A 22,847-nucleotide genomic window follows, 5' to 3' on the forward strand; every position below is an offset into this window, starting at 1 on the left:
TCAGTTCGCAGGGCTCACCGAATCCTCGAAGGGGCTTGCGTACGACGGGCGCCGAGCGCGCATCGTCAGCCGCAGGGTCAGCCGCACGCGCGTGGACGCGGGCAGGCGCACGGCGAGATACGGGGCGCCAACATCCGCCTGGCGCTCGATAACGACCGGGTCGCCGTGCCCGTAGTCGTAGAGGTCGCCGAGCCAGGAACCGTCCTCGCACGCGGTGTAGCGGACGTCCTCGATGACGTGTTCCGCGAACGCGCCGGCCTGGACGATCACCCGGCGTTCGCCTCCCGCGTCGAGGTTGACCAGTTCCACCACGGTGGCCTCAGGATCGATGCTCGATACCAGGGCGGCCACGCCAGGAGGGAGGCCAGGGCGGCGGCGGATGGCATCGTGGTAGCGGACCCTGGCCTGCTGCAGGCCTCCGTTGTAGATGACTTGCGGGCCGCCCCAGGTGAGCTGCACCAGGGCCTCGGTGACCACGGGATTTGATTGCTGCCACAGGTGAATGTCGGCCTCTGCGACGTCGCCGCCCCGGTAGGCCCGCATCCGGGCGAGCCGGTGGCGGGCCTGGGCCTGCGCCGCGGCCAGCATCTTCTCCGGGTAGTCTGGGTTGTCGCCGGCCAGGAACGTGAACCATGGCTCCTCGTGACCCGCCTCCTCCTTGCTGCGGAAGGAGCGGACCGTCCGCCAGTCGTATCCTGACCGCTCGCGCAGGTCCGCCAGGCGCCGCAGGTCGGCGGGCTCGCCTGCGTGGTGCCACAGGGCCATCGGGACCGACGCCAGCATCGGGTTGTAGTCGAACCAGCCCCGGTCGCTGTGCCGGAACGGTACGAGCAGCGTCGGCACCGTCACCGCCGGGCCAAGCTGCGGGTACCACTTCGACCGGATGGAGGAGTCCGATTCGGCGAACGGCTGCACCGTGCCGTGGGCGATGACCGCGTCCAGGGCCGGGCGAACCAGGTCCAGGTAGCTGTCGTCCCCGGTCGCGGTGGCGGCGGCCAGCGCGGCCACGGCGGTGGCAGAGCCGACGCTGTACCAGCCGTGTGGCCAGGACCAGCCGTAGTGGCCGCCGTACCAGCGCCCCTCGAGCTGGCTGCCGACCGCCCCGTCCGGGCCGACGTTGTCCGGCACGACCCCGTCGTTGGCGGCGGCCCGTTCCCGCCACGCGCCGACGTACTGCCCGATCCAGTCCCGGTAGCGCGAGTCGCCGGTGAGGATCCACGCGTTCATGACGAGCCCGGCGGCCGCGAGATTCACCGCCGTGTCGCCCACGCCGATCCTGGCGTTCATCTCGGTGGTCAGCCGCGGGTCGGCGTCTCGCTCAGGCACCGGCGCGCCCGGCGGCAGCAGCCAGTCGAGCGGGCAGCCGTAGCTCTTCTCCTCCCGGTCGGTCCACGGATAGTGCGTCCCGTCGAACAGGCCGCGGCGGCCGGGGTCCGATCCGTTGTGCGGGCGCCGAATGATGCGGCGCTCCGGATCGTAATTACCGTGGGCGGGGTCGACGTACAGCTCCGCGAACCGTACCGCCCGCTCCGTCCACCTGCCCGGGTCGGCCATGGTGAGGAAGTACAGCAGGAGCAGGCTTTCGCTCTGGTGGAACCAGTCGTAGCCGCGCTCGTACTCGTCGGTGAGCATGCCGAGCTCGGTGAGCTGAGCGGTGACTCCCGTCCAGTGGCGCTCTGACTCGGCAAGCAAGTCGTCGGCACCGCCGAGCAGGTAAAGCTGCGGCCAGTTGAAGAACGTCTCGTAGAAGTCGTCGACGCCGTCCCTTGAGGTAAGCGTGTGCCGGTAATTCAGCCGGCCGTCCGGGTCGGTGAAATCACGCGCGAAGCGGCGCCAGGCGCAGTCGAGCAGGTCGAAAAGTCCCCGCTCGGCCACCGCCCAGCCAGGGGGTTCGAGCAGGGGGACGGAGGCGGCGATGTCGACATGCGTCATGTCACTCCTTCACCGCCCCGCCGACCATCCCGCGCACCAGCGCGCGCTGCGACAGCAGGAACACGATCGCGACCGGGATGACTGCGAGCAGTGTGGCGAGCGCCAGCTCCGGCCGGAAGATGTTCACCTGCTGACCGCCGCCGCCAGAGGCCGGGTTGAACGAAGGAGTTGACGAAAGCAGGTCGGAGAGGCCGACCTGGATCGGGTACTGCGATGAGTCCGCGAGGACGGCGTACGGGAGGAAGAAGTTGTTCCAGTCGGCTACGAAGCTGAAGAAGAACACGAGGGCGACGATGGGCTTCGCGAGCGGAAGCGCGATGCGGCGGAATGTCTGCCATTCGCCGGCGCCGTCCACGCGCGACGCGTCGAGCAGGTCGCGCGGGACAGCGGTCGCGTAGTAGAGATACGCGAGGTATACCCCGAACGGGAAAAACGCGAACGGCAGGATGACCGAGAGCACGCTGCCGATCAGGTGCAGCGAGTTGAGCTCGAGGAAGATCGGGAGCACGAGCGCCGCCGCGGGCATGATCATCACCACGAGCGTGAGGGTCAGCACCAGCCTGCGGCCGGGAAACTTCCCGAGCGCGAGGCCATAGCCAGCCGGGATCGCCGTCGCCAGCACGATCGCCGTCGCGCTGAGCGCGTACAGCAGCGAGTTGCCGATCCAGGTGCGGTAGATGTGATCGCTGAAGGCGTCGAGGTGGTCCCACGCCAGTGCGATCTGGCGGAAGCTGCCGAACGAGAGCGGGCTGCTCGTGACCAGCGCGCCGTCGGTCTTCGTCGGGGCGAGGATCAGCCAGAGGATGGGTACCACGAAGAAGACGGCGAACGCCGCGAGGATTACCAGTCGCAGGCCGCGTGCGGTGATCCGCATCAGTCCTCCCTCCGGAACAGTCCGGTGCGCGTCACGATCAGCACCGCGGCGACCAGGCCGATCATGAGCAGGTCGACGGCGATGGCGGCGGCGGCGTTGAAGTCCCCGTACCGGAAGGCCAGCTGGTACGCCAGCTGGTTCGACGACCAGGTGTCGGGGACGAGGCCGAGGCTCGCCTCGTTTACCAGCTGCGGCTCGATGAAGAGCTGCGTCCCTGTCGCGAACGACAGGATCGTCATGTAGGCGATCCACTTGCGGATCAGCGGCAGCTTGAGCCGCAGGGCGATGGTGAACGGGCCGGCCCCGTCGATGCGCGCGGCCTCCTCCAGATCGCGCGAGATCGTGTTCAGCGCGCCGTACATGACGACGATCCAGCCGCCGGCACCGGTCCAGAACGCGATCATCGCGAAGACGAACGGCAGGTTCCCTGGCGCGATCGACTGAACGAACAGATCCACCCCGAACATTCGCAGCAGGAATGACCCAGGACTGACGGCCGGGTCGAGCATGAAGAGCCAGACGAGGACAGATGCCGCGCCTGCCAGCGCACCCGGCATGTAGAAGAGAAAGCGAAAGGCTGACGAGACCCGGTTGGCGCGGCCGTGGAGCAGCAGCGCCAGCCCGACGACGAAGACGATGAGCGTGCCGAGCCAGACGCCGGTGTACAGCAGAATGTGCTCGAACGCGGGAACGAAGCGGTAGTCGGTGAACGTCCGCGCGAAGTTGTGGAAGCCGGTCCAGCTGCCGTCGGCGCCCGTGAAGGCAAGGTCGAGCGCGTAGAGCATCGGCGCGATGCCGAACAGGATCAGGAATGGCAGGTACGGCAGGATGAACGGCAGCCCCCGCGGTACGCGGCGGCCGCGCATCCGCGGGGCGCGGAGGCCACGCGGCTGCGTGGCCTCCGCACGGGCCGAGGTCAGAGCGGACGAACTCACTGAGTGACCTGGTATCCGGCTGCCTGCGCAGCCTGCGCGAGCGCGCTGCCGAACGCTGGCAGCAGCGAGCTTAGCGACTTGCCTGCGACCAGCCCGGTGACGACGGTGTTGGACCAGACGGGCTGGTCCGGATAGGTGACAATGCTCCATCCCTTCCAGATATCCGCCGCCGCTGCTTTGAGCGCTGGCGTCGGGTCGGCGGCGAAGTAGGAGTTGGTGGCCATGCCCGCCAGCCACTTGGCAGCCACGGGCGCGTAAGCCGGGTACCCGGCCCTCGCGTTCGCGCCCGTCGGGTCGGGGTTGTAGACCGTCGTGGCCCAGGTCACGAAGTCGGCCGCGGTCGCGAGGTTCGTGGAGTGCTTGGAGATGATCCACGGGCCGCCGCCGACCTGGCCGGTCGTGATCGGCTCGTTCTCCCACTGCAGCGGCGTCGCGGCGGTGATCTGCCCGGCCGGGATGTGCAGCGTGTCCCGGAAGAGGGAGGTCGCGTACCAGCTCGGTCCCGGCATCATCAGGACCTTGTCGGCCGCGCCGCCGTACTTCTTGGCGAAGTCAGGGGTGAAGACGCTCAGCGGCGGCAGCGCCCCGCCCTTGATCAGCGGGTCGAGCAGGCTGGCCATCCGGGTGCAGTGCGTGTCCGCCGCGTTGATGAGGAGCTGGCTGCCCGTCAGCTGCTCGAGCGGGCACTGGTCGCCCCACAGGTAGATCCAGTGGCTGAACGAGTCCCCGATGTTCCCGACGATGTAGCCGGGGTGCTCCGTCGCGACCTTCTGGCCGAGCGCCGCCCACTGCTGCCAGGTCGTCGGAACCGTGTAGCCGAACTGGTCCATCAGCTTCTTGTTCACCCAGAGCACGACCTGGGCGAGGTTGTCCTGGACGCAGACCTGCGTGCCGTTGACCGTGCACTGGGCGGTCGACGGCGCGGGCCACTGGCTGAGCACGCTGTCCGGGATGAGGCCCTTGACTGGCTCGGCGAAGTCGAACGGCTTCTCCGCCATCCACACCGGGTCGTTGACCTGCTCGCTGAAGATGACATCCGGCCAGCCGCTGCCGGTCCGGTTCCACAGCTGGATCTTGGTCTGCATCGTCGTCGCGCCGTTGCCGTCGCCGTCAAAGGTGACGATTTTCACGTTCACATTCGGATGCGCCTTGGCGTAAGCCTGCGCCGCCGGCAGCCGGACCGCGTCGACCCAGACGGTCAGCGAGCCGCCGACCTTGCCGGTCGCCGGAGCACTTGAAGCGCCTGTCGCACTCGGCGAACTGCCTGTCGCAGCCGACGAACTGCCTGTCGCAGTCGGCGAACTGCTGCTGCTGCTGTTCCCGCAGGCGGCGAGGGCAGCCGCCAGCGCGATCACGCCGGCCGCAGACGCTCCCCGCGCCCACGACACTCTCGGTCGTCTTCGCGCGCGGGGAGCACGGCTGATAAGGGCCATCGATACCTCCACTTCGTTGTGCAGTCGCCCGGGCCGCCGACGCGGCGGAGGACAACCGAGAGATTCGAATGAGTATGACTTATAGATGCCCGTTTTAGCGAGCAGTGACGGACAGTCAACGCGGACTGCCGTACGTGACGTCGATGTTGCTTGCCTCATTAAGACGCACTTATGGGATGTCGTCAAGAGGTGAGAAGCAGACTTATTTCACCTCTTTGCCGACCGAAGCCGGGGCAATCGGCCCAAGGAGTGGGTCATCCGACGATCACGGCAGAAAAATGAGTCGTACTCATATCATCACCTGGCTAGCCATGTTACGATCGCCGCAGACCAGAGCCGCCCTCGGATTGTGCCGACGCGGTCGATGACTCGGAGCTGGATGGATGACGCGGCCGCAAGAAGAACAAGTCATACTCTTTGGTGTGACACAGGCCGATAGCCGAGAGACGGCAGCAGGCACGGCCGCGGCACCGGCCCCGCGGTCACCCGCGGGCACCGGCGATGCCGCGGGCAGCCGTGGGGCCTACCGGCCGGGCTACGAGCTGATCGCCGAGCAGATCCTGGAGCTGATCGCCCGGTCGCAGCTGCGCCCGGGCGACCGGATGCCCACCGAGAACGAGATCGCCGCGCAGCTGGGGACCAGCCGCACGGTCGTGCGCGAGGCGATCAAGATCCTCTCAGCGCTCGGCCGGATCAAGGCGCAAAAGGGCCGCGGGCTTTACGTCGCCGACGACGACGGAATGCTCGGCATGCGCTGGGGCGGCTTCTTCCTGCCGACCGATCTCGATCACATCTACATGCTGTTCGAATTCCGTCGCGTCCAGGAATCGGAGGCGAGCCGCCTCGCCGCCACCCGGGCGACACCGACGGAGCTGCGCGCCATCGAGGCGGCCGCGGACCTGTGCCGTGAGGGGCATTCGACGGCGCAGCCGGAACTGTTCCGCAGCGGCGACGACGACTTCCATCACAGCATCGCCGCGGCATCGCACAACCCGTTCCTCCTGGCTGCGGTGCGCGAAGCCAGGCGACTGCTGATGCAGTCGGCCACCATCGGACTGCACGGGACGCTCGGCGGTCACGCGGCAGAAGCTGTCGAGGAACACGCAGCCATCTACCAGGCGATCCGCAACGGCGAGCCGGAGCAGGCGGCACACTTCGCCACCGTGCACCTGGACAAGACGCTCGAGGACTACCAGCGGGAGATCCAGCGTCGCCTGTTCGGCGGCTAGCCGCGCCAGCGGAAGAATGCGACCGCAAAGCGCTCGTCGCGGCCGGTCGTCAGGCCGCGGATGGTCTCGCGTGGAGGCGCCTCACCCTGACGGCTGGTCATGGCGGGCAGGCAGCGACCCGTCTGCTGCCGGAATACGTTTCGGGCTCCGGCGCGTTCGGTGAGGCGTAACGCGCCTGGTGTAATCGGCCAGACAGGGGGGCCAGTGAGCACGCTTCAGCAGCGACTTGGCGAAGCGCTTTTCCTCCGGGTCGCGGGCCCGTCCGGGCCAGCGACCCGGGAACGCTTTCACGGCACTCCCGGACCGCGCTGGTTCGCACCTGACCGTCCCATCAGGCGGGTGCACGGCGACGCGGCGATGTTCGTCGGCGGCCTGCGGGCGCTGCTGCTGCAGTCGCTACACCCGGTCGCCATGACCGCAATCGCGCACCACTCGGATTACCGCGACGACCCCTGGGGCCGGCTCCAGCGCACCAGCACGTTCCTCGCGGCGACCACGTTCGGCGCCGAGCAGGACGCGCAGCGGGCCGTGGATCGCGTCCGCGCCATCCACGCCCAGGTCACCGGGACCGGCCCCGGCGGCCGGCCCTACCGGGCCGACGACCCGCACCTGCTCCGCTGGGTGCACGTCACGGAGGCGGACAGCTTCCTGCGCTGCCATCAGCGCTACGGCGCACACAAGCTCGACGACGCGGGGTGCGACGGCTACGTCAGCGACATCGCGCGGGTCGCGACCGCGCTTGGCGTGCCAGACCCGCCCCGTACCCGGGCCGAACTGGACGCCGCACTGCGTGAGTACGAGCCAGAAACCCGCGCCATTCCCGAGGCCCTCGAGGCCGCGCGGTTCCTGATCTCCGACCCGCCGCTGCCGCTTGCCGCCCGCGGCCCGTACGCGGCCCTCGCCGCCGCGGCAATCGCCGAGCTTCCCGATTGGGCCCGCCGCGAGCTGCGCCTTCCCTGGCTGCCGCTCGCGGGGCCGGTGCTCGCGCCCGCGGGTGGCCACGCGATCGTGCGGACTATCCGCTGGGCCATGCGCGGCAGACCGCAGTAAGGCGGGTAACGCAGTACGGGGCAGGTCGCAGTGCGGCATGGGGCAGGCCGCAGTAATGCAGTAACGCAGTAACGCAGTAAGGGACAGGTCGCAGTAACGCAGTAACGCAGCAAGGACGTCAGCGCCCCGTCGCGCGGATGACCTTCAATGCGTGATCGCGGGCGGGTGAGCCGAGCGCGGCGTTCAGCGCGCCGAACAGCTCGCCCGCGGCCACGCCGTTCCAGTCCTCCGGCAGCAGCGTGAGCGGGATGCCCGGGTCGCGATACGGCAGCCGCCGCCACTCGGTAAGCATCGGCAGGTAGATGCCGAACGCCTCGGCCATGGTGAGCGAGCCCGCCGCCATCCGTTCGCGGACGGGGCAGTAGCGGGTCAGGAAGTGCGCGTAGAGCGCGGCTAGCTCGTCCAGGTCCCACCATTGGCGCACCTTGGACCGCAGGTCGCCGAACGCGAGATGGTCGCCCGCGAACAGGTCCACGTACTCCGACAGGCCGCGGCGCTCCAGGGTGTGCCTAGTTTCCGCGGCGATGCCGCCAGGCGCGACCCACACGCCTGGCGCGGCCGTGCCGAAACCGAGCCGGGTCAGGTTGGTCCGCAGCGCATGCCGCTTGTCGCGCTCTGACTCGGGAACCGAGAACACGACCACCAGCCAGCCGTCCCTGCTGGTCGCCCGGGGGCGGTCGAAGATCCGGACGTCGCCCTCGGCGAGCAGCTCAAGCGTGGGGGCGGTGAGCGAGTAGCCGGCCGCGCCGCCGCGCCGATCGCCGTCGAGGACGCCGCGCCGCTTCAGCCGGGACACCGACGACCGCACCGCCTGACCGTCCGCGCCGAGGTCCGCCATCAGCGCGACGATCGCCGCCACCGATAGCCAGTTGTCCTCCGCGCGCCCGTAGAGGGCGAACAGCGTGAGGATCAACTGGCCAAGCCGGGTGTTATCCGAGATTGCCACCCTAAGAGGGTGCCGCAGACAGGGCGGTCAGCGCGGGCGAAGGCGTCCATCGAATGTGCACCTGCTCGTCGGACTCGGCACGCAGCAGCGACAGCCGGGGCCGCACCGCGTCGGTGCGGGCGGACGGCGGCTTGCGGCTGCCCGCCGCGAACTGGTCGGGCCAGGCGGCCGCCGGCCCGCGGTAATCCTGCTCGACGGCGGCGTGCAGTGTCCACTGCGGGTCGTACAGGTGGGTGCGGCCCACGGCGCACAAGTCGGCGCGGCCGGCCAGCAGGATCGAGTTGACGTCGTCGTACGAGGCGATCGCGCCGACCGCGATCACCGCCACCCCGGCCTCCGCGGCCACCTCGCAGCGGATACGGTCCGCGAACGGAGTCTGGTACGACCGGCCGAACGCGGGCCGCTCGTCCTTGGCGACCTGTCCGGAGGACACGTCGATGCCGTCCGCCCCGTGGGCGATGAACGCGCGGGCGATCTGCACGGCGTCATGCTCGGTGTTGCCGTCGGGCATCCAGTCGGTGGCGGAGATCCTGACGATCATCGGCTTGTCCGCGGGCCAGGCGGCGCGCACCGCGTCGAACACCTCAAGCGGGAACCGCAGCCGGTTCTCCACCGAGCCGCCGTATTCGTCGGTGCGCCTGTTGGCGACCGGTGAGAGGAACGACGACAGCAGGTAGCCGTGCGCGCAGTGCAGTTCGAGCAGGTCGAAGCCGGCCTGCGCGCCGCGCCGCGCCGCCGCGGTGAAGTCGGCGACGACCCGGTCCATGTCCGCGCGGGTGAGCTCACGCGGCACCGGCGAGCCGGGGCCGTAGGGCAGCGCGGAGGGCCCTGTCACTTCCCAGCCGCCTTCGGGCAGCGGCTCGTCCATGCCCTCCCACATGAGGCGGGTGGAGCCCTTCCGTCCGGAGTGGCCGAGCTGAAGCCCGATCCGCGCGGTGGACCGCTCGTGGACGAACGCGGTGATCCGCGCCCAGGAGTCGCGCTGCTCCTCGTTCCACAGCCCGGTGCAGCCCGGGGTGATGCGGCCCTCGGGAGAAACGCACACCATCTCGGTCATCACCAGGCCCGCGCCGCCCAGCGCCTTCGAGCCGAGGTGGACCAGGTGAAAGTCGCCTGGCACCCCGTCGACGGCGGAGTACATGTCCATCGGGGAGACGATGACCCGGTTCTTCAGCTCGAGGCCGCCGAGGCGGAACGGCTGGAACATCGCCGGTGCCGCGGTATCGCCGCCGGTCTCCTGGGCCGCGAACGCGGCGTTGACGTGCGCGGCGAAGCCAGGATCCCGTTCGCGGAGATTGTCGTAGGTGATCCGCCGTGACCTGGTCAGCAGGTTGAAGGAGAACTGCTCCGGGTCGTTGGCCGTGTACATGCCGATGTTCTCGAACCACTCGAGCGACGCCTGCGCCGCGCGCTGCGTGGACGCGACCACCGGGCGGCGCTCGGCCTCGTACGCGGCGAGCGCGGACGGCACGTCCGGGTGCTCGTGCAGGCAGGCCGCGAGCGCAAGCGAGTCCTCCATCGCCAGCTTGGTGCCGGAACCGATGGAGAAGTGCGCGGTGTGCGCGGCGTCCCCGACGAGCACCAGGTTCCCGTGGTGCCAGCGCTCGTTGCGGACAGTGGTGAAGTTCAGCCACTTGGAGTTGTTGGCGTACAGCTCATGGCCGTCGAGCGCGTCGGCGAACAGCTCGCGCAGCCGCGTGATGGCCTGCTCGTCGCTGGTGCCCGGCGGGAACTCGGTGTGCTCCGTGGCGTCGAAGCCGGCCCGGCGCCACACGTCCTCGTGCATCTCCACGATGAACGTGGAGCCGCCCGCGGAGTAGGGGTAGCCGTGCACCTGCATGGTGCCCCACTCCGTCTGCTTGATGAAGAACTGGAACGCCTCGAAGACGCGGTCCGTGCCGAGCCACATGTACTTGTTGCGCCGCCGGTCCAGGTCGGGGCCGAACACATCGGCGTACTGCGCCCTGACCCGCGAGTTGAGGCCGTCGGCGGCAACCACCAGATCATGGCTGGCGCGCAGCTCATCGGTATCCGGCGCCTCGGTGCTGTAGTGGACGGTGACGCCGAGGGAGCGCACCCGCGCCTGCAGCAGGGCAAGCAGTTCCTTGCGGCTCATCGCCGCGAAGCCCTGGCCGCCGACCGTCAGGCTGTGCCCCTGGTAGTGGATGTCGATGTCGGTCCACCTGGCGAACCGCTGCGCCATCGCGGCGGCGAACTCCGTGTCGGCGTTCTCGATGCCGCCGAGGGTCTCGTCGGAGAAGACGACGCCGAAGCCGAACGTGTCGTCGGGTGCGTTGCGCTCCCAGACGGTGATCTCGTGGGCGGGGTTGAGCTGCTTGGCCAGGGCGGCGAGGTAAAGCCCGCCGGGGCCGCCGCCGACTACGGCGATCTTCATGCCAGGGATTCCTTTCGAACAGTGCCCGCCTGACGAACAGTGCCCGCCTGCTCCTTCTCGACGATCTCCCGGAGAGCGAAGTGCTGCAGCTTGCCGCTGGCGTTGCGGGGCAGCGTGGCGGTGAACCGGACATCGCGCGGGTACTTGTACGGGGCCAGCACGTTCTTGACGTGGTCCTGGATCTCCTTGGCCTTCGCGGCGTCCGCCGCTGCTCCCTCCCGCAGCACGACGAAGGCGCAGACGACCGAGCCGCGCTCGGTGTCCGGGCGGGCCACCACCGCGGACTCAAGGACGTCGGGGTGCGTGTCGATGGCGGCCTCCACCTCGGGGCCGCCGATGTTGTAGCCGGAGGACACGATCATGTTGTCGCTGCGTGCCTGGTAGTAGAAGTAGCCGTCGGCGTCCTTGCAGAAGACGTCGCCTGTCACGTTCCAGCCGCCCGACACGTAGTTCCGCTGCCGTTCGTCGTCCAGGTAGCGGCAGCCGACCGGCCCGATCACGCCGAGCCGCCCCGGCTCGCCGGGGCCGAGCTCGCTGCCGTCCGGGCCGAGAATGGCGGCGCGGAAGCCGGGCACCGGCTTGCCCGTCGCACCGGGCCTGATGTCGTCGCCCGCGGCGGCGATGAAGATGTGCAGCATCTCGGTGGCGCCGATGCCGTCGATGACCTTCAGGCCGATGCTGTCGCGCAGCCGCTCCCAGGTGCCCTGCGGAATGTGCTCGCCCGCGGAGACCGCCTTGTGCAGCCCGGCGAGCTTACCTTCGAGGCCGTCGCGCAGAATCGCCTTGTACGCGGTCGGCGCGGTCGCCAGCACGGTGACTTTCTCGCTGGCGACGATTTCCGCGAGCTTGGCGGGGGTGGCCTGCTCGATCAGCAGCGCGCAGGCGCCCGCCCGCAGCGTGAAGACGACGAGCATGCCTAGGCCGAAGGTGAACGCGAGCGGTGCGGTGCAGGCAACCACGTCGTCGGGCGCCAGCTTGAGCGTGTGGCGGCCGAACGTGTTGTCGATGGACAGGATGTCCCGGTGGAAGTGCATCGTGAGCTTCGGGATGCCGGTGCTGCCCGACGTCGGCGCGAGCAGCGCCACGTCGTCGGCCGCCGTGGCCACGTTGGTGAACTCGCCTGACTTGGCGGCCGCCCGGACGGTCAGGTCACCGGGAGCGTCGCCGCCGTAGGTGATCACCGTCATCGACGGCAGCACGGTGTCCCGGACGGCGTTGGCGTCGTCGGCGAACCGGTGGTCGACGAGCGCGACGCACGGCTGGGTGCGCTCGGCGATCGGGCCGAGTTCACGGGCGCGCAGCGCGGCCATCGTGGTCACCACGACGCCGCCCGCCTTGAGCACCCCGAGCCAGGCGGCGACCGTCCATGGGTTGTTCGGCGAGCGGAGCAGCACGCGCTGACCCGGCACGAGGCCAAGGTCCTCGGTGAGGACCTGCGCCACCTGGTTCGCCCTGGTCCGCAGCTCGCCGTAGGTCCACGTCTCGCCCTGCGGGGTGCGCAGCGCGGGCCGGTCCGCGCCGAGCGTTTCCGCGGGCACGTCGACGAGGTCGGCGGCGGCGTTGAGCCGGTCCGGGTAGACGAGCTCTTGTGTGGTGAACTCGATCACCGGCCACCGGTGGGCCGGCGGCAGGTGGTCGCGGGTGAAAGTGTCGACGTGCGCCGACGGTGACAGGCGTGCGGCAGGCGGCATCGGCGTAATCCCCAATCAGGCGGAGCGGAAGATCCCTTCCTGGACCACGGTGGCCAGGTGACGGTGATCTCGGGTGAAGAACTTGCCCGCGCCCACGCCGCGGCCGGCGTCGGCCGCCAGTGCCTCCTGGGCGTAGAGGAGCCAGTCGCCTGCTGCGCCTGTGCCGGTGACAGTAGGCGGACGGTGGAACCACATGGCGTGGTCGAGGCTGGCGGTGACCAGGCCGGGCTTCGCCCACGGCAGGTCCAGGACGCGCAGCACCGGCTCGAGGATCGTGTAGTCGCAGACATAGGCGAGCGCGGCGACGTCCCGCTGCTCGTCGCTGAGGCCGGGTACGGGGCGCAGCGCGTCGTAGGGCTTGACCCACACCGCCTGGTGCGGCACGCGCTCCCCTTCCACGGTGAGGTACACCGGGCCAGGCACGTGGCGCATGTCGAAGCTGCGGCCGCCGGACCAGTAAGCACGCGACCGTTCGGTCATCGATGAATTTTCCGCCAGCGAGCTGCCGGCCTTGGCATCCAGGTATGCCGCCGAGGTGGGCAGGTCGTCCGGGTCGGGAATGGCGCCCGCGCGGGCCAGGGCGGTCTCCCCCTGGCTCGACTCGAAGGTGCCGCCGCCGGTCTCCCCCGCGGCGAAGCTGGCCAGGCAGGCGTAGACCGGCTTGCCGTTCTGGTAGCCGCGGACCTGGCGGGTGCTGTAGCCCCGGCCGTCGCGCAGCAGTTCCACCTCGTAGCGGACCGCCGCGCCGATGTCGACGGGGCGCAGGAAGTAACTGTGCATCGAGTGCAGCGTCTTGCCGTCGGTCACCGAGCGCATCGCCGCGGCCGCGGCCGCCGCTACCAGGTCGCCGCCGTACGCCTTCGGCCACGGGCACGCCTGGGTGATGGCGGTGAAGGCCAGGTCGAAGTGCTCGGGCTCGGCCGGCTCTAGCGTGACCGCTGCGGTGAACAGCCTGGACGTTTCCACCAGGCTGTCCTCTGTCATGTGCGGGGTCACCGGTCCAGCCAGTCCCGCAGGTCCGCGTCGTCGACGTCGGCGAGGTTGACCACGATGTTCTCCGGCGTGCGGGTGGTCATCCAGACGAGCGGCTTGGTGCGCGACAGGTTGCACTCGACGTGCGGCATGAACGGCGGCACGAACACCCAGTCGCCCTCTTCCATGTCCACGTAGTCGGCGAACTTGTCGCCGAAGTAGATCCGGGCACGGCCGGACAGCACGTAGCCGCCCGTCTCGGCCTCGCCGTGGTGGTGGCTGACGGAGCGGAAGCCAGGCTCGTTGCTGACCTTGCCGAACCAGAGCTTCGTGGCCGGGGTGTGCTGGATGCTCACTCCCGAGACGCGGATCGCGCCGCCCGAGTTGGCCGTGCCGCCGTCCTCGAGGCCGCCGCGCGTCACCACGGGGGCGACGAGGCCGTTGGGCAGCCGGTACGCCGAGTTGTCACCCTCCAGGCGGTACTTGCTGAAGTCGGCCGTCATGGTCGCGGCTCCTCCCGGTTCGCTACTGTTTAAACGGTCGTCATAAAAGCGCTATATCGAATCTTTCACGACCGTCATGTATTGTCAATGTCATGGCTCACGTTCCCGTCAACCCGGCCGTCCTGCCCGCGCCAAGCGGCTACTCGCATGGCACCCTCGCCGGGAACACCCTGCACCTGGGCGGCCAGACCGCCCTGGACAAGGACATGAAGATCGTGCCCGGCGGCATCGTCGAGCAGTTCCGTCAGGCCTTCGGCAACGTGCTGACCACGCTGCGGGAGGCGGGCGGCGTGCCGGAAGACCTGGTGAGCATCACGATCTACCTCACTGACATCCCGGATTACCAGGCGCACGGCAAGGAGATCGGCCGCGTCTGGCGCGAGCTGGCCGGTCCGGTGTACCCGGCCATGGCCGGGATCGGCTGCACGGCGCTGTGGCAGCCCGAGGCGATGATCGAGATCCTCGGCGTGGCCGTCATCCCCGACGACCGGCTCCGCGCGCTGCGCTAGCCCTGCTGGATCCGGCCGTCGCTGGTCACCAGGAAGCTCAGCGCCTTGCCGCCGATCGTCACGCGCAGCCGGTAGCGGCCACCGCCGGCCGTGACGATGGACGTGTGCACCGGTACACCGAGGGCGGTCGGCGCGATCAGCGTCAGCATCGCGGCGCTGGGGCCCGTCCTGGTCATGGTCACGATCGGAGCGCGCGTCCGGTGGTTCTGCGCGCGGGACACGAAGCCGCCGACGACCCGGGTGGAACCGGACGGGATCCGCTGGCCGGGCAGCGGGATCTGCCTGAGCACGAGCTGGGTGCCTGGGGCGGTGGCGACCGCCGTGGCGGCGGTCACCGACTTGACCGACAGGCTCGGGTCCAGGTGCCAGAGCTGCTCGTAGCTCGCGGCGCCCGAGGCCCGGTCAAATACCAGGATCAGGTCGGGGTTCTGGTCGACGTAGACGCTCCGCCACCGCGGGAGGCCGCCGAAGGCGGTGTCGTAGAACTGGTAAAACTGCGCCTTCGTACCGATGGCTGAGGACACGAGCCTGGTCGCGGCGGCCGGCCGGAACGGGACCCCGGGCATGACCAGGACGCTGGCGGCCTCCGGCGACAGCAGGTACGCGCGGTACGGCGTGTTCGCGTAGCCGTAATGGCCCGCGTTGACGATCAGGTTCCTCCCCCGTGCGTAATAGGTGAGGCCCATGTGATCGGCGTGGCCGTGGATCTGGGTTCCCGGCCCGAACCGGAGCGAGTAAAAGGACTGGCTGCCGAACGTGTTCGCGGTTCCCCATGCCGACCGTCCGAACACGTACCCGGCGGCGTAGACGCCGATGCGCCGCGACGGTGCGGTGCCCTCTTTCCCTCGCGTCGCCGCGAACCGCAGTGGCGTGTGCGCCCGGTTCCGCGGCGCGATCCGGTAGGTGTCGCCGATCTGGGCAAGCTTGCCGTCCGGCTGGGTGGCCAGGGCGAGGAACAGCGGCATCTTGGCGATGCGGCCGGTTATCCAGCCGGGTAGGGACAGGCCGCAGGCCTGCACGTCTGCTTCGGCGGTGGTCCACAGTCCGGTGGAGAAGTTCGCGTATCCGGTCGCCTGCTCGTTGCTCACCCCCTGGGCGTCCACGGCGGGGCCGTACTGGTTCGGCTTGAAGGCAGCGGTGAGATGAGTCAGCGCCGTCTTCCGCCACGTCGCGGGCCTGCCGCCCCATTGGCCTGCCGGGTACGCGCAGCCGGCCTTGAGCAGTTCCAGGTCCTGTGACAAGCCGTGGTTATAGGCGCCCTGCCAGTGCGCGGCATAGTAGTCGAGCAGCACCGGGATCTCGTTGTGTATCCAGGCCTGGCCGGGGAATGCCTGCGCGGAGCAGATCGCGGTCAGCGGGTTCTTGTCGGCGATCGGCACGTCGGTGATCCAGGTCTTGAGTATGGCCTCGGCGCGGGCGCGATACGCGCTGGCATGCGGGCCGCCCGCCAGGTACCCCTCGATCAGCGCCTCGATCCACTCACCCCAGCGGAAATTCAGCCGCCACGTGGGATCGTGGAACGGGTCCATCGACCAGTCGACGGCCCCCTTGCCGATCGTCGCGGCGCGGAACGGCGCGATCGTGAGCTTGCCCGCCATGATCTCGTCGGCCGTCCCCGCGGGGAAGAACAGCATCGATCCGCACGCCCGGGCGTCCGCCGACGACGCCGCCGCGGATGCGTGGGTCGCCGCGACGCAACCGCCGAGCGTCACGACGAACGCGGCCGCGGCGAGGCAAGCTTTCCGCAGATTCCAGGCCAACCTGACACCACCTAATCCAGGATCTCCACGTACCCGTCGGTTCCGTGCACGCGGATGCGCTGCCCGTCGCGGATCAGCCGGGTGGCCTGCTCCACCCCCACGACGGCCGGCAGGCCGTACTCCCTGGCGATCACCGCGCCGTGGGTCATCAGGCCTCCCACCTCCGTCACCAGGCCGTTGATCGCGACGAACGCGGGCGTCCAGCTGGGGTCGGTATAGGCGGTGACCAGGATATCGCCGGCTTCCAGGTCGGCATCCGCCATGTCGAGCACGACGCGGGCGCGTCCCTCGACGGTGCCCGCGGAGACGGGCAGGCCGGTAAGCGCGCCGGCCGGGACGTCGGGGCGCCGGTAGCTCCCGGCGATGGCCTCCCCGTCTGAGGTGAGCACCCGGGGCGGCGTGAGCGCCGCGTACGACCTGAACGCCTCCTTGCGCTCGCGGATGAGCTCATCATCGGCCTGGTTCGTGCGCACCACATCGGCGAGTTCGGCGAGCCTGAGGTAGAAGATGTCTTCCGGCTCGCGCAGCACGCCGGCCTGCACCAGGCGCCCGGCCTCCGCGAGCAAGGCCTGCTTGTAGATGAAGTAGCGGCTGATCATGAAGTACTTGGGGTACTCCCGGTACCCGGCGAAGATCCTGATCCGGTCGATCAGCTGCTTCGCCTCCTCGGCCTTCGCCGCCCCGTCCGGCAATTCGCGAAGGCGGGTAAGCACATCCCGTTCCTTCTCTTCGGCATTTCGCTGGCCTTGTTCGAAGCGCCGCTGGCCGGCGCCCGGCTCGAAGTTCCTGATGTTGCCGAGGATCATCGGCACCAGCGTGGCAGGGCGCTCGCTCCAGCGCGGCTTGGTGATGTCGATCTCGCCGACGCAGCGCATGCCGTACTTGGCGAGGTAGGCCTCGATGGCGGCCCTGGCCTCTTGCCCGCCCGCCAGCGCGGGCAGCTCGTCGAGGTAGTCCGCGTCCTCACCCACGCGGTCGAGGCCAATTCGCTCAAGAAAGGCCACCACGTCGGGATGCGGGCGGATCACGTCCGCGACGTCGAGCAGCGCCAGGCCCATTTCCGCCGTGACGTTGCCAGGCGCGGACTGGGTGAGCGTGTCGACCACGTTCTTCTCGCCGAGCCAGCCCTCGAGCAGCTCGTTGAGCCGCCAGGCGGCCTGCATCCCCGCCATGATCGCCTGGCTGCTGCGCGGGTGGAACAGGATCCGCTGCAGCTCCTCGAAGTCGGCGATGACGAGGTCGAGGAGCGCGGGGCCTGATTTCACCGCGATGTCACGCCTCAGCGCTTCGTTGGCGGCCTGGCCTGCCTCGGTCAGTTCGGCGGGGATGGCCGGATCGGTCTCGATCGGGCTGGGCGCATCGCCGACCGACACCGGGGGCGCGACCTGGGCTTCCGCCGGGAGAACCGGGATGAAGTCGCCGCGATCGAGCACGGTCTGCAGCGCGTCCCCCATCAGCGGGTCGGATTTCGTCATGGCCTGCAGGAGGCCCGCGCGGGTCGCTGGCGAACCCACCATCTTGGTGACGTCGACGAAGAGCCGGCCCCCCGCGTCGGTCATCGGCGCCCGCGTCGTCAGCAGCCAGACGGACAGGCCAAGTGGTTTCATGGCGTCGGTCATCATCTGCTGATGGCCGACCGAAAGGTAGACGTGGTTGCCCTGATCGCTGGTTTCCGGTACCGGGAACAGCGTGGTGACCGGCCGGCTCTGCACGATCTGGAACTCGTCGTCCGCCAGGCACCACTCGATGTCCTGTGGCTGGCCGAAGTGCGCCTCGATCCGCCTGCCAAGCCCGGCGAGCCGGACGACCTGCGCGTCGGTCAGCGCCGGCCGCTCCTGGCTCTCCGGGTCGATCGCAAGCTGTCGCGTTCCGCCACCTGGTGTGGCCTGGATGACGAGCTTCTTCGCGGCGATCGCCCTGGCGACGATCTCGCCGTCCCGCACCCGGTAGACGTCCGGGTTCACCAGGCCGGATACCAGGGCCTCGCAGAGGCCGAAGCTTGCCTCGATGGAGACGACCTTCCTGTTGGAGGTGACCGGGTCGGCCGTGAAGAGAATGCCCGATGCCTGCGGGACGAGCATCCGCTGCACGACCACGGCCATGTGCACCGCGCGGTGGCCGAAGCCGTTGCGCAGCCGGTAGGTCACGGCCCGTTCGGTGAACAGCGAGGCCAGGCAGCGGCTGACGTGCTCCAGGACCGAGTCAGGTCCCACGACGTTCAGGTACGTGTCCTGCTGGCCGGCGAAGGAGGCCGTCGGCAGGTCCTCCGCCGTCGCGCTTGACCGGACGGCCCAGGCGGCGCCAGGCGCGGCATCGCCGCCGAGCCGGTTCACCGAGCGGGTGATCGCCGCCGCCAGGTCGTCAGTGATGGCGATCCCCTCGATGGCCTGGCGGATCTCCGCACTGCGCGTGCGGATCGCCTGCCGGTCGTCGGGGTCCAGGCCCGACAGCTCATCGAGCAGGTCATCGATGCCTGGCACGGCCGCCATGACCCGGTTGAAGGCATCCGTCGTCACGCAGAAGCCGGCCGGCACGCGAACACCCTCGATCCGCGACAGCTCCCCCAGGTTCGCGCCCTTGCCGCCCGCGAGCGCGACCTGCGCCGCGTCGAGCTCCTCCAAGTCAAGCACATAGCGCTCGGTCATCGCGATGCCTCCAGTGCAAGTGGCTTGGTTCGGGCACTGAAGCAGGTTACACAGAGCGACCGTTACCGGCCCGGCACGCCGGGTACCGGTCCGTTATGCGTGGCTGAAGGCCCGCGCTTCTGTTATAACTGATAACAAGTCGACCTTACCGAGAACGGGTGTGCTGATGACTGCTCCGCACGGCCAATTCGAGCGCGCCGGCCAGGCCGGCTTCGCGGCGCTGAGGGCCGTCGAGGACCGCGTGCTGTGGCTGTCGACGGCGATCATCGACCACGCCAACCGGGTCAGGCCGAATCCGTCGGGACTGAAGGTCGGCGGGCATCAGGCGTCAAGCGCGTCGATGGTCACGATGATGACCTCGTTGTGGTTCAGGCACCTGCGGCCGGGCGACCGGGTCTCAGTTAAGCCGCACGCATCCCCGGTGCTGCACGCGATCAACTACCTGCTCGGCCAGCTCGACGAGTCCTACCTGACGACGCTGCGGCAGTTCGGCGGCCTGCAGTCCTATCCGAGCCGCACCAAGGACCCGGATCCGGTGGACTACTCCACGGGCTCTGTCGGCATCGGGGCGACGGCGCCGCTGTGGGGCGCGCTCGCGCACCGCTACGTCGCCGGGCATTTCGGCGAGCCAGCGGGCGGACGGCAGTACTCGCTGCTCGGCGACGCGGAACTGGACGAGGGCGCCGTCTGGGAGGCGATCGGCGACCCGATGGTCACCGACCTGGGCGAGGTGGTGTGGATCGTCGACCTGAACAGGCAGTCGCTTGACCGGGTAGTGCCCGGCATCGGCACTCCCCGGCTGCAGGGCATGTTCGAGGCGGCCGGCTGGCAGGTGCTCACCGTGAAGTACGGCCAGCTGCTCGAGGAGCTGTTCGCCAGGCCGGGAGGCCACCTGCTGCGCGATCGGCTCGACCGGATGCCGAATCCGGAGTACCAGCGGCTGCTGCGGTGCACCGCGGACGAGCTGCGCACCAGGCTGCCCGGCCCGGGTCCCGACGCGGACTCGCTGCGCGCGCTGCTCGAAGGCGTCGGCGACGACGCGCTGCGGGCCGCCTTCCGCAACCTGGGCGGTCACGACCACGCGGCGCTCGACCTGGCCTTCGCCGCGATCGACGACACCCGCCCGACGGTGATCTTCGCCTACACGGTGAAGGGCTACGGGCTGGCCATCGAGGGCCATCCGCAGAATCATTCCGCGCTGCTCACCGAGGCACAGCTCGGCGAGCTTGCCGCGCGGACCGGCGCCGACCCGGCTCAGCCGTGGCTGAGGTTCCCCGGCGGCTCGCCCGAGGCGGCGCTGTGCGAGAGTGCCGCCGAACGGGTGCGGCGTGACCCCGTTCGCCTGACGGAGCCGCCGTCGGTGCCGGCCGACCTGGGTCGCACCCCGTCGGGCACGGCGACCACGCAGTCCGCGCTCGGCCGTGCCCTGCTCGACGTCAACCGCGCCGCGCCGCAGGTGGGCGCGAGGATCGTGACGGTGAGCCCGGACGTCAGCTCGAGCACCAACCTGGCCGGCTGGGTGAACAAGGCGGGCGTCTGGTCCTCCGCGGAGCGGACCGACTGGTTCGCCGACGACAGTGAGACGATCCTGCACTGGCGCGAGCGACCCGCCGGGCAGCACATCGAGCTCGGCATCGCGGAAACTAACCTGGTCGGCGCGCTTGGCGAACTGGGCGCGACCTGGAGCCGTACCGGGCAGCCGCTCTTCCCGGTCGGCGTGCTCTACGACCCGTTCGTCGCGCGGGCGCTTGAGCCGTGGTCGTTCGGCATCTACGCGGGCGGCCAGTCGATCCTGGTCGGCACGCCCTCCGGCGTCAGCCTCGCGCCCGAGGGCGGCGCCCATCAGTCGGTCGTCACTCCGTCGATCGGCGTGGAGCAGCCGGGGTGCGTTAGCTACGAGCCCGCCTTCGCGATCGACACCGAGTGGGTGCTGCTCGCCTCGCTCGCGCAGCTCGGCAGGCCAGGCGGGCAGTCGGCCTACCTGCGTCTGTCCACCCGGCCGGTTGACCAGGGGCTCGCGGCGGTGCCCGCCGACCCGGCCGCCCGTGAGCGGCGCCGCCGCCACGTGGTCGCCGGGGCCTACCAGCTGCGGCGGCACGCACGGCCCGCCGTCACGATCTGCGCCATGGGCGCCCTCATGCCCGAGGCGCTCGCCGCCTCGGAACGGCTTGACGCGATCGGCTTCGGCGCCGACGTCATCTGCGTCACCAGCCCCGACCTGCTGTTCCGCGCCCTGCAGGTGCGGCGGGGCCTGGCAGCCGCGCCGGACTGGATACTCGACACGGTCTTCGCCGCAGAGCGAGCGGCGCCGATGGTCACGGTGCTCGACGGCCATCCGCACACCCTGGCGTTCCTCGCGGGCATCAACCGGGTGCCCGCCGCGCACCTCGGCGTCACCGCGTTCGGCCAGTCGGGCGACCTGGAAAGCACCTACCGCTACCACCAGATCGACACCGGCGCGGTGATCGGCGCCGCACTCGACCTGGTCGACTAGCTGGATTGCTGCGCGGATCCGAGCACGCGCAGGGCGCCGAGCGCGAGCTGCTCGTTGTGATCGAGATGGCTGAAGACGGCCTGCGCGGCCGCATCAGGATCGCGCCTGCGGAAGACCGCGATGAGCTCCTCGTGCGCGCGACCGCGGCGGGCGTGCTCGTCCGGGTCCGGGTCGAGCAAGCCGAACCCGATGCGGACGTACCGTTCCGCGGCCCGCCACAGCATGGTGAGCATCCGCGTGTCCCAGGGCGTGGCGGCGGGCCCGAGCAGCGCGAGGTGAAACTCGTGATGGCCGTCGTAGATCGCGTCCATGCTCCGGTTCTCGTCGCCGAACTCGACCGCGTGGGCGGCCAGCCTGTCCAGCTCGGCATCGGAGATCAGCAGGCAGGAACGGCGCGCGAGGTCAGGCTCGAGCAGCCGCCGCAGCCGGTAGATGGCCTCAAGGTCTTCCAGGGCGAGCGGGGCGACGGTGGCGCTGCGGCCGGGCTGTATCACCACGAGCCCGTCCGCCTCCAGGTTGCGCAGCGCCTCGCGGACCGGGATGAAGCTGACGTTGAGCAGGCCGGCGATTTCCCTGAGGGAAAAGCTCTGGCCGGGAGCCAGGGCGCCGGAGAGGATCGACCGTCGCAGCTCGGCGGTGACCAGCTCGGTGACCGAACGGGACGCGATGGGCCGTACCGTCGGCGCCGACTGAGGTGCCACCAGTTGCCTCGCTCTCGAACGCGATCCGGGGCCGGACCAGTACTGATATCAACTATAGCGGCCACGAACACGTCCGCCCGCTAAGCATCGCACGCCCGGTTGGCGGCGATGCCGAACCTTGCTGTTATAACATATATCTGCTAACGTGAGCCGGGTCACTCCGGGTGGCGAAGATGCCCCAGCTGAGAGAGGCCGGCCGAATGTCTGCCAAGCCCAAGTTCGCTCATGTCGTGTTCCAGACCAGCCAGCCGACGGAAATGCGGGACTGGTACTGCACTGTGCTCGACGGTCACGTGCTGTATCAGGACGCGGCGCTCACGTTCATCACCTTCGACGATGAGCACCACCGCGTGGCGCTGCTGAACCCCCCGGTCCCGCTCGAACGCAAGACGCCGGCGACCGGCGCGATGCACCACGTCGCGTACACCTTCGAGAACCTCGACGACCTGCTCGACCGCTACGTGCTGCTGCGTGACCAGGGCATCCGCCCGGCCGTATGCATCGCGCACGGCGTCACGACGTCCATGTACTACCGCGACCCCGACGGGAACATGGTCGAGATGCAGATCGACCGGTTCGCCGAGCCGGACGACGCGACGAACTACATGAAGGGCCCGGAGTACGCCGCTGATTCTGTCGGGCCGCAGTTCGACCCGGAGCAACTGCTCGCGGCGTACCGCGCGGGCGCCTCGGTGGAAGAACTCTCCGACCGGTCGTGGGCGCTGAAGTCCGCGCTGCCCGACCCGATGCCGGCGCTCATGGGTGCCCGCTGACCGTG

The 22,847-nt window shown here is 69.6% G+C and carries 17 protein-coding genes; 5 read left to right on the forward strand and 12 right to left on the reverse strand.

Annotation, left to right across the window (positions count from 1 at the left end):
- From EAS64_RS05145 to EAS64_RS05160, 4 genes are read right to left on the reverse strand one after another with little or no spacing between them, the layout of a single operon-like run.
- Positions 1 to 1,932 (reverse strand): DUF8034 domain-containing protein, encoded by a 1,932-nt coding sequence (locus EAS64_RS05145; protein ID WP_145851506.1) that lies wholly within the window; start codon positions 1,930 to 1,932, stop codon positions 1 to 3.
- 1 nt (position 1,933) lies between these two features.
- Positions 1,934 to 2,806, reverse strand: coding sequence for a carbohydrate ABC transporter permease (locus EAS64_RS05150; protein WP_145851507.1), 873 nt, complete (start codon positions 2,804 to 2,806; stop codon positions 1,934 to 1,936).
- On the reverse strand, positions 2,806 to 3,741 hold the full coding sequence (locus tag EAS64_RS05155) for a carbohydrate ABC transporter permease (RefSeq protein ID WP_222849003.1): 936 nt from the start codon (positions 3,739 to 3,741) through the stop codon (positions 2,806 to 2,808). The genes EAS64_RS05150 and EAS64_RS05155 overlap by 1 nt, the downstream gene beginning before the upstream one ends.
- The gene (locus tag EAS64_RS05160; protein WP_222849004.1) at positions 3,738 to 5,096 is read right to left on the reverse strand and encodes an ABC transporter substrate-binding protein; all 1,359 of its coding nucleotides are present in this window, start codon (positions 5,094 to 5,096) and stop codon (positions 3,738 to 3,740) included. Before EAS64_RS05160 ends, EAS64_RS05155 begins: the two co-directional genes overlap by 4 nt.
- A 500-nt stretch (positions 5,097 to 5,596) precedes the next feature.
- Between EAS64_RS05160 and EAS64_RS05165 the strand changes: the two genes are divergently transcribed.
- Together EAS64_RS05165 and EAS64_RS05170 are read left to right on the forward strand one after the other, a co-directional pair.
- Positions 5,597 to 6,403: a FadR/GntR family transcriptional regulator gene (locus EAS64_RS05165; protein WP_222849005.1), complete on the forward strand. Its 807-nt coding sequence runs from the start codon at positions 5,597 to 5,599 to the stop codon at positions 6,401 to 6,403.
- 204 nt (positions 6,404 to 6,607) lie between these two features.
- Entirely contained in the window at positions 6,608 to 7,453 is an 846-nt protein-coding gene (locus EAS64_RS05170) for an oxygenase MpaB family protein (RefSeq protein ID WP_246115527.1), read from the forward strand.
- A 118-nt stretch (positions 7,454 to 7,571) separates the two neighbouring features.
- Here EAS64_RS05170 and EAS64_RS05175 read toward each other — a convergent pair whose 3' ends face one another.
- Genes EAS64_RS05175 through EAS64_RS05195 form a run of 5 tightly spaced genes read right to left on the reverse strand, consistent with a single transcriptional unit; the run spans position 7,572 to position 13,960 of the window.
- Positions 7,572 to 8,399: a PaaX family transcriptional regulator gene (locus EAS64_RS05175; RefSeq protein WP_246115528.1), complete on the reverse strand. Its 828-nt coding sequence runs from the start codon at positions 8,397 to 8,399 to the stop codon at positions 7,572 to 7,574.
- A 1-nt stretch (position 8,400) separates the two neighbouring features.
- Entirely contained in the window at positions 8,401 to 10,794 is a 2,394-nt protein-coding gene (locus EAS64_RS05180; protein ID WP_145851512.1) for a bifunctional salicylyl-CoA 5-hydroxylase/oxidoreductase, read from the reverse strand.
- Complete coding sequence (locus EAS64_RS05185) at positions 10,791 to 12,485, reverse strand: AMP-binding protein (RefSeq protein WP_145851513.1); 1,695 nt, start codon at positions 12,483 to 12,485, stop codon at positions 10,791 to 10,793. Before EAS64_RS05185 ends, EAS64_RS05180 begins: the two co-directional genes overlap by 4 nt.
- 15 nt (positions 12,486 to 12,500) lie before the next feature.
- On the reverse strand, positions 12,501 to 13,469 hold the full coding sequence (locus EAS64_RS05190) for an acyl-CoA thioesterase (protein WP_145851514.1): 969 nt from the start codon (positions 13,467 to 13,469) through the stop codon (positions 12,501 to 12,503).
- 8 nt (positions 13,470 to 13,477) lie between these two features.
- Positions 13,478 to 13,960, reverse strand: a complete 483-nt coding sequence (locus EAS64_RS05195; RefSeq protein WP_145851515.1) for a cupin domain-containing protein — start codon at positions 13,958 to 13,960, stop codon at positions 13,478 to 13,480.
- Positions 13,961 to 14,052: 92 nt separating this feature from the next.
- On the opposite strand from EAS64_RS05195, the gene EAS64_RS05200 reads away from it, so the two are divergent.
- A complete protein-coding gene (locus EAS64_RS05200; RefSeq protein WP_145851516.1) occupies positions 14,053 to 14,469 on the forward strand; it encodes a RidA family protein in 417 nt (138 codons plus the stop codon).
- On the opposite strand, the gene EAS64_RS05205 is transcribed toward EAS64_RS05200, so the two are convergent.
- Positions 14,466 to 16,229 carry a heparinase II/III domain-containing protein gene (locus EAS64_RS05205; RefSeq protein ID WP_145851517.1) on the reverse strand — a complete coding sequence of 588 codons (1,764 nt, stop codon included), beginning with the start codon at positions 16,227 to 16,229 and terminating at the stop codon, positions 14,466 to 14,468. The genes EAS64_RS05200 and EAS64_RS05205 overlap by 4 nt on opposite strands.
- 11 nt (positions 16,230 to 16,240) lie before the next feature.
- A complete protein-coding gene (gene rph / locus EAS64_RS05210; protein ID WP_145851518.1) occupies positions 16,241 to 18,874 on the reverse strand; it encodes a rifamycin-inactivating phosphotransferase in 2,634 nt (877 codons plus the stop codon).
- Positions 18,875 to 19,040: 166 nt separating this feature from the next.
- Between rph and EAS64_RS05215 the strand changes: the two genes are divergently transcribed.
- Positions 19,041 to 21,368 carry a thiamine pyrophosphate-binding protein gene (locus EAS64_RS05215; RefSeq protein WP_145851519.1) on the forward strand — a complete coding sequence of 776 codons (2,328 nt, stop codon included), beginning with the start codon at positions 19,041 to 19,043 and terminating at the stop codon, positions 21,366 to 21,368.
- Here EAS64_RS05215 and EAS64_RS05220 read toward each other — a convergent pair.
- Complete coding sequence (locus tag EAS64_RS05220) at positions 21,365 to 22,069, reverse strand: GntR family transcriptional regulator (protein ID WP_246115529.1); 705 nt, start codon at positions 22,067 to 22,069, stop codon at positions 21,365 to 21,367. The two genes, EAS64_RS05215 and EAS64_RS05220, sit on opposite strands and share 4 nt — an antisense overlap.
- 173 nt (positions 22,070 to 22,242) lie before the next feature.
- Here EAS64_RS05220 and EAS64_RS05225 point away from each other — a divergent pair, with 173 nt between their 5' ends.
- Entirely contained in the window at positions 22,243 to 22,842 is a 600-nt protein-coding gene (locus EAS64_RS05225; protein WP_246115530.1) for a VOC family protein, read from the forward strand.
- The last annotated feature ends 5 nt before the right edge of the window (positions 22,843 to 22,847 follow it).

The organism is Trebonia kvetii, from assembly GCF_007827045.1.
GTDB classification, from domain to species: domain Bacteria; phylum Actinomycetota; class Actinomycetes; order Streptosporangiales; family Streptosporangiaceae; genus Trebonia; species Trebonia kvetii.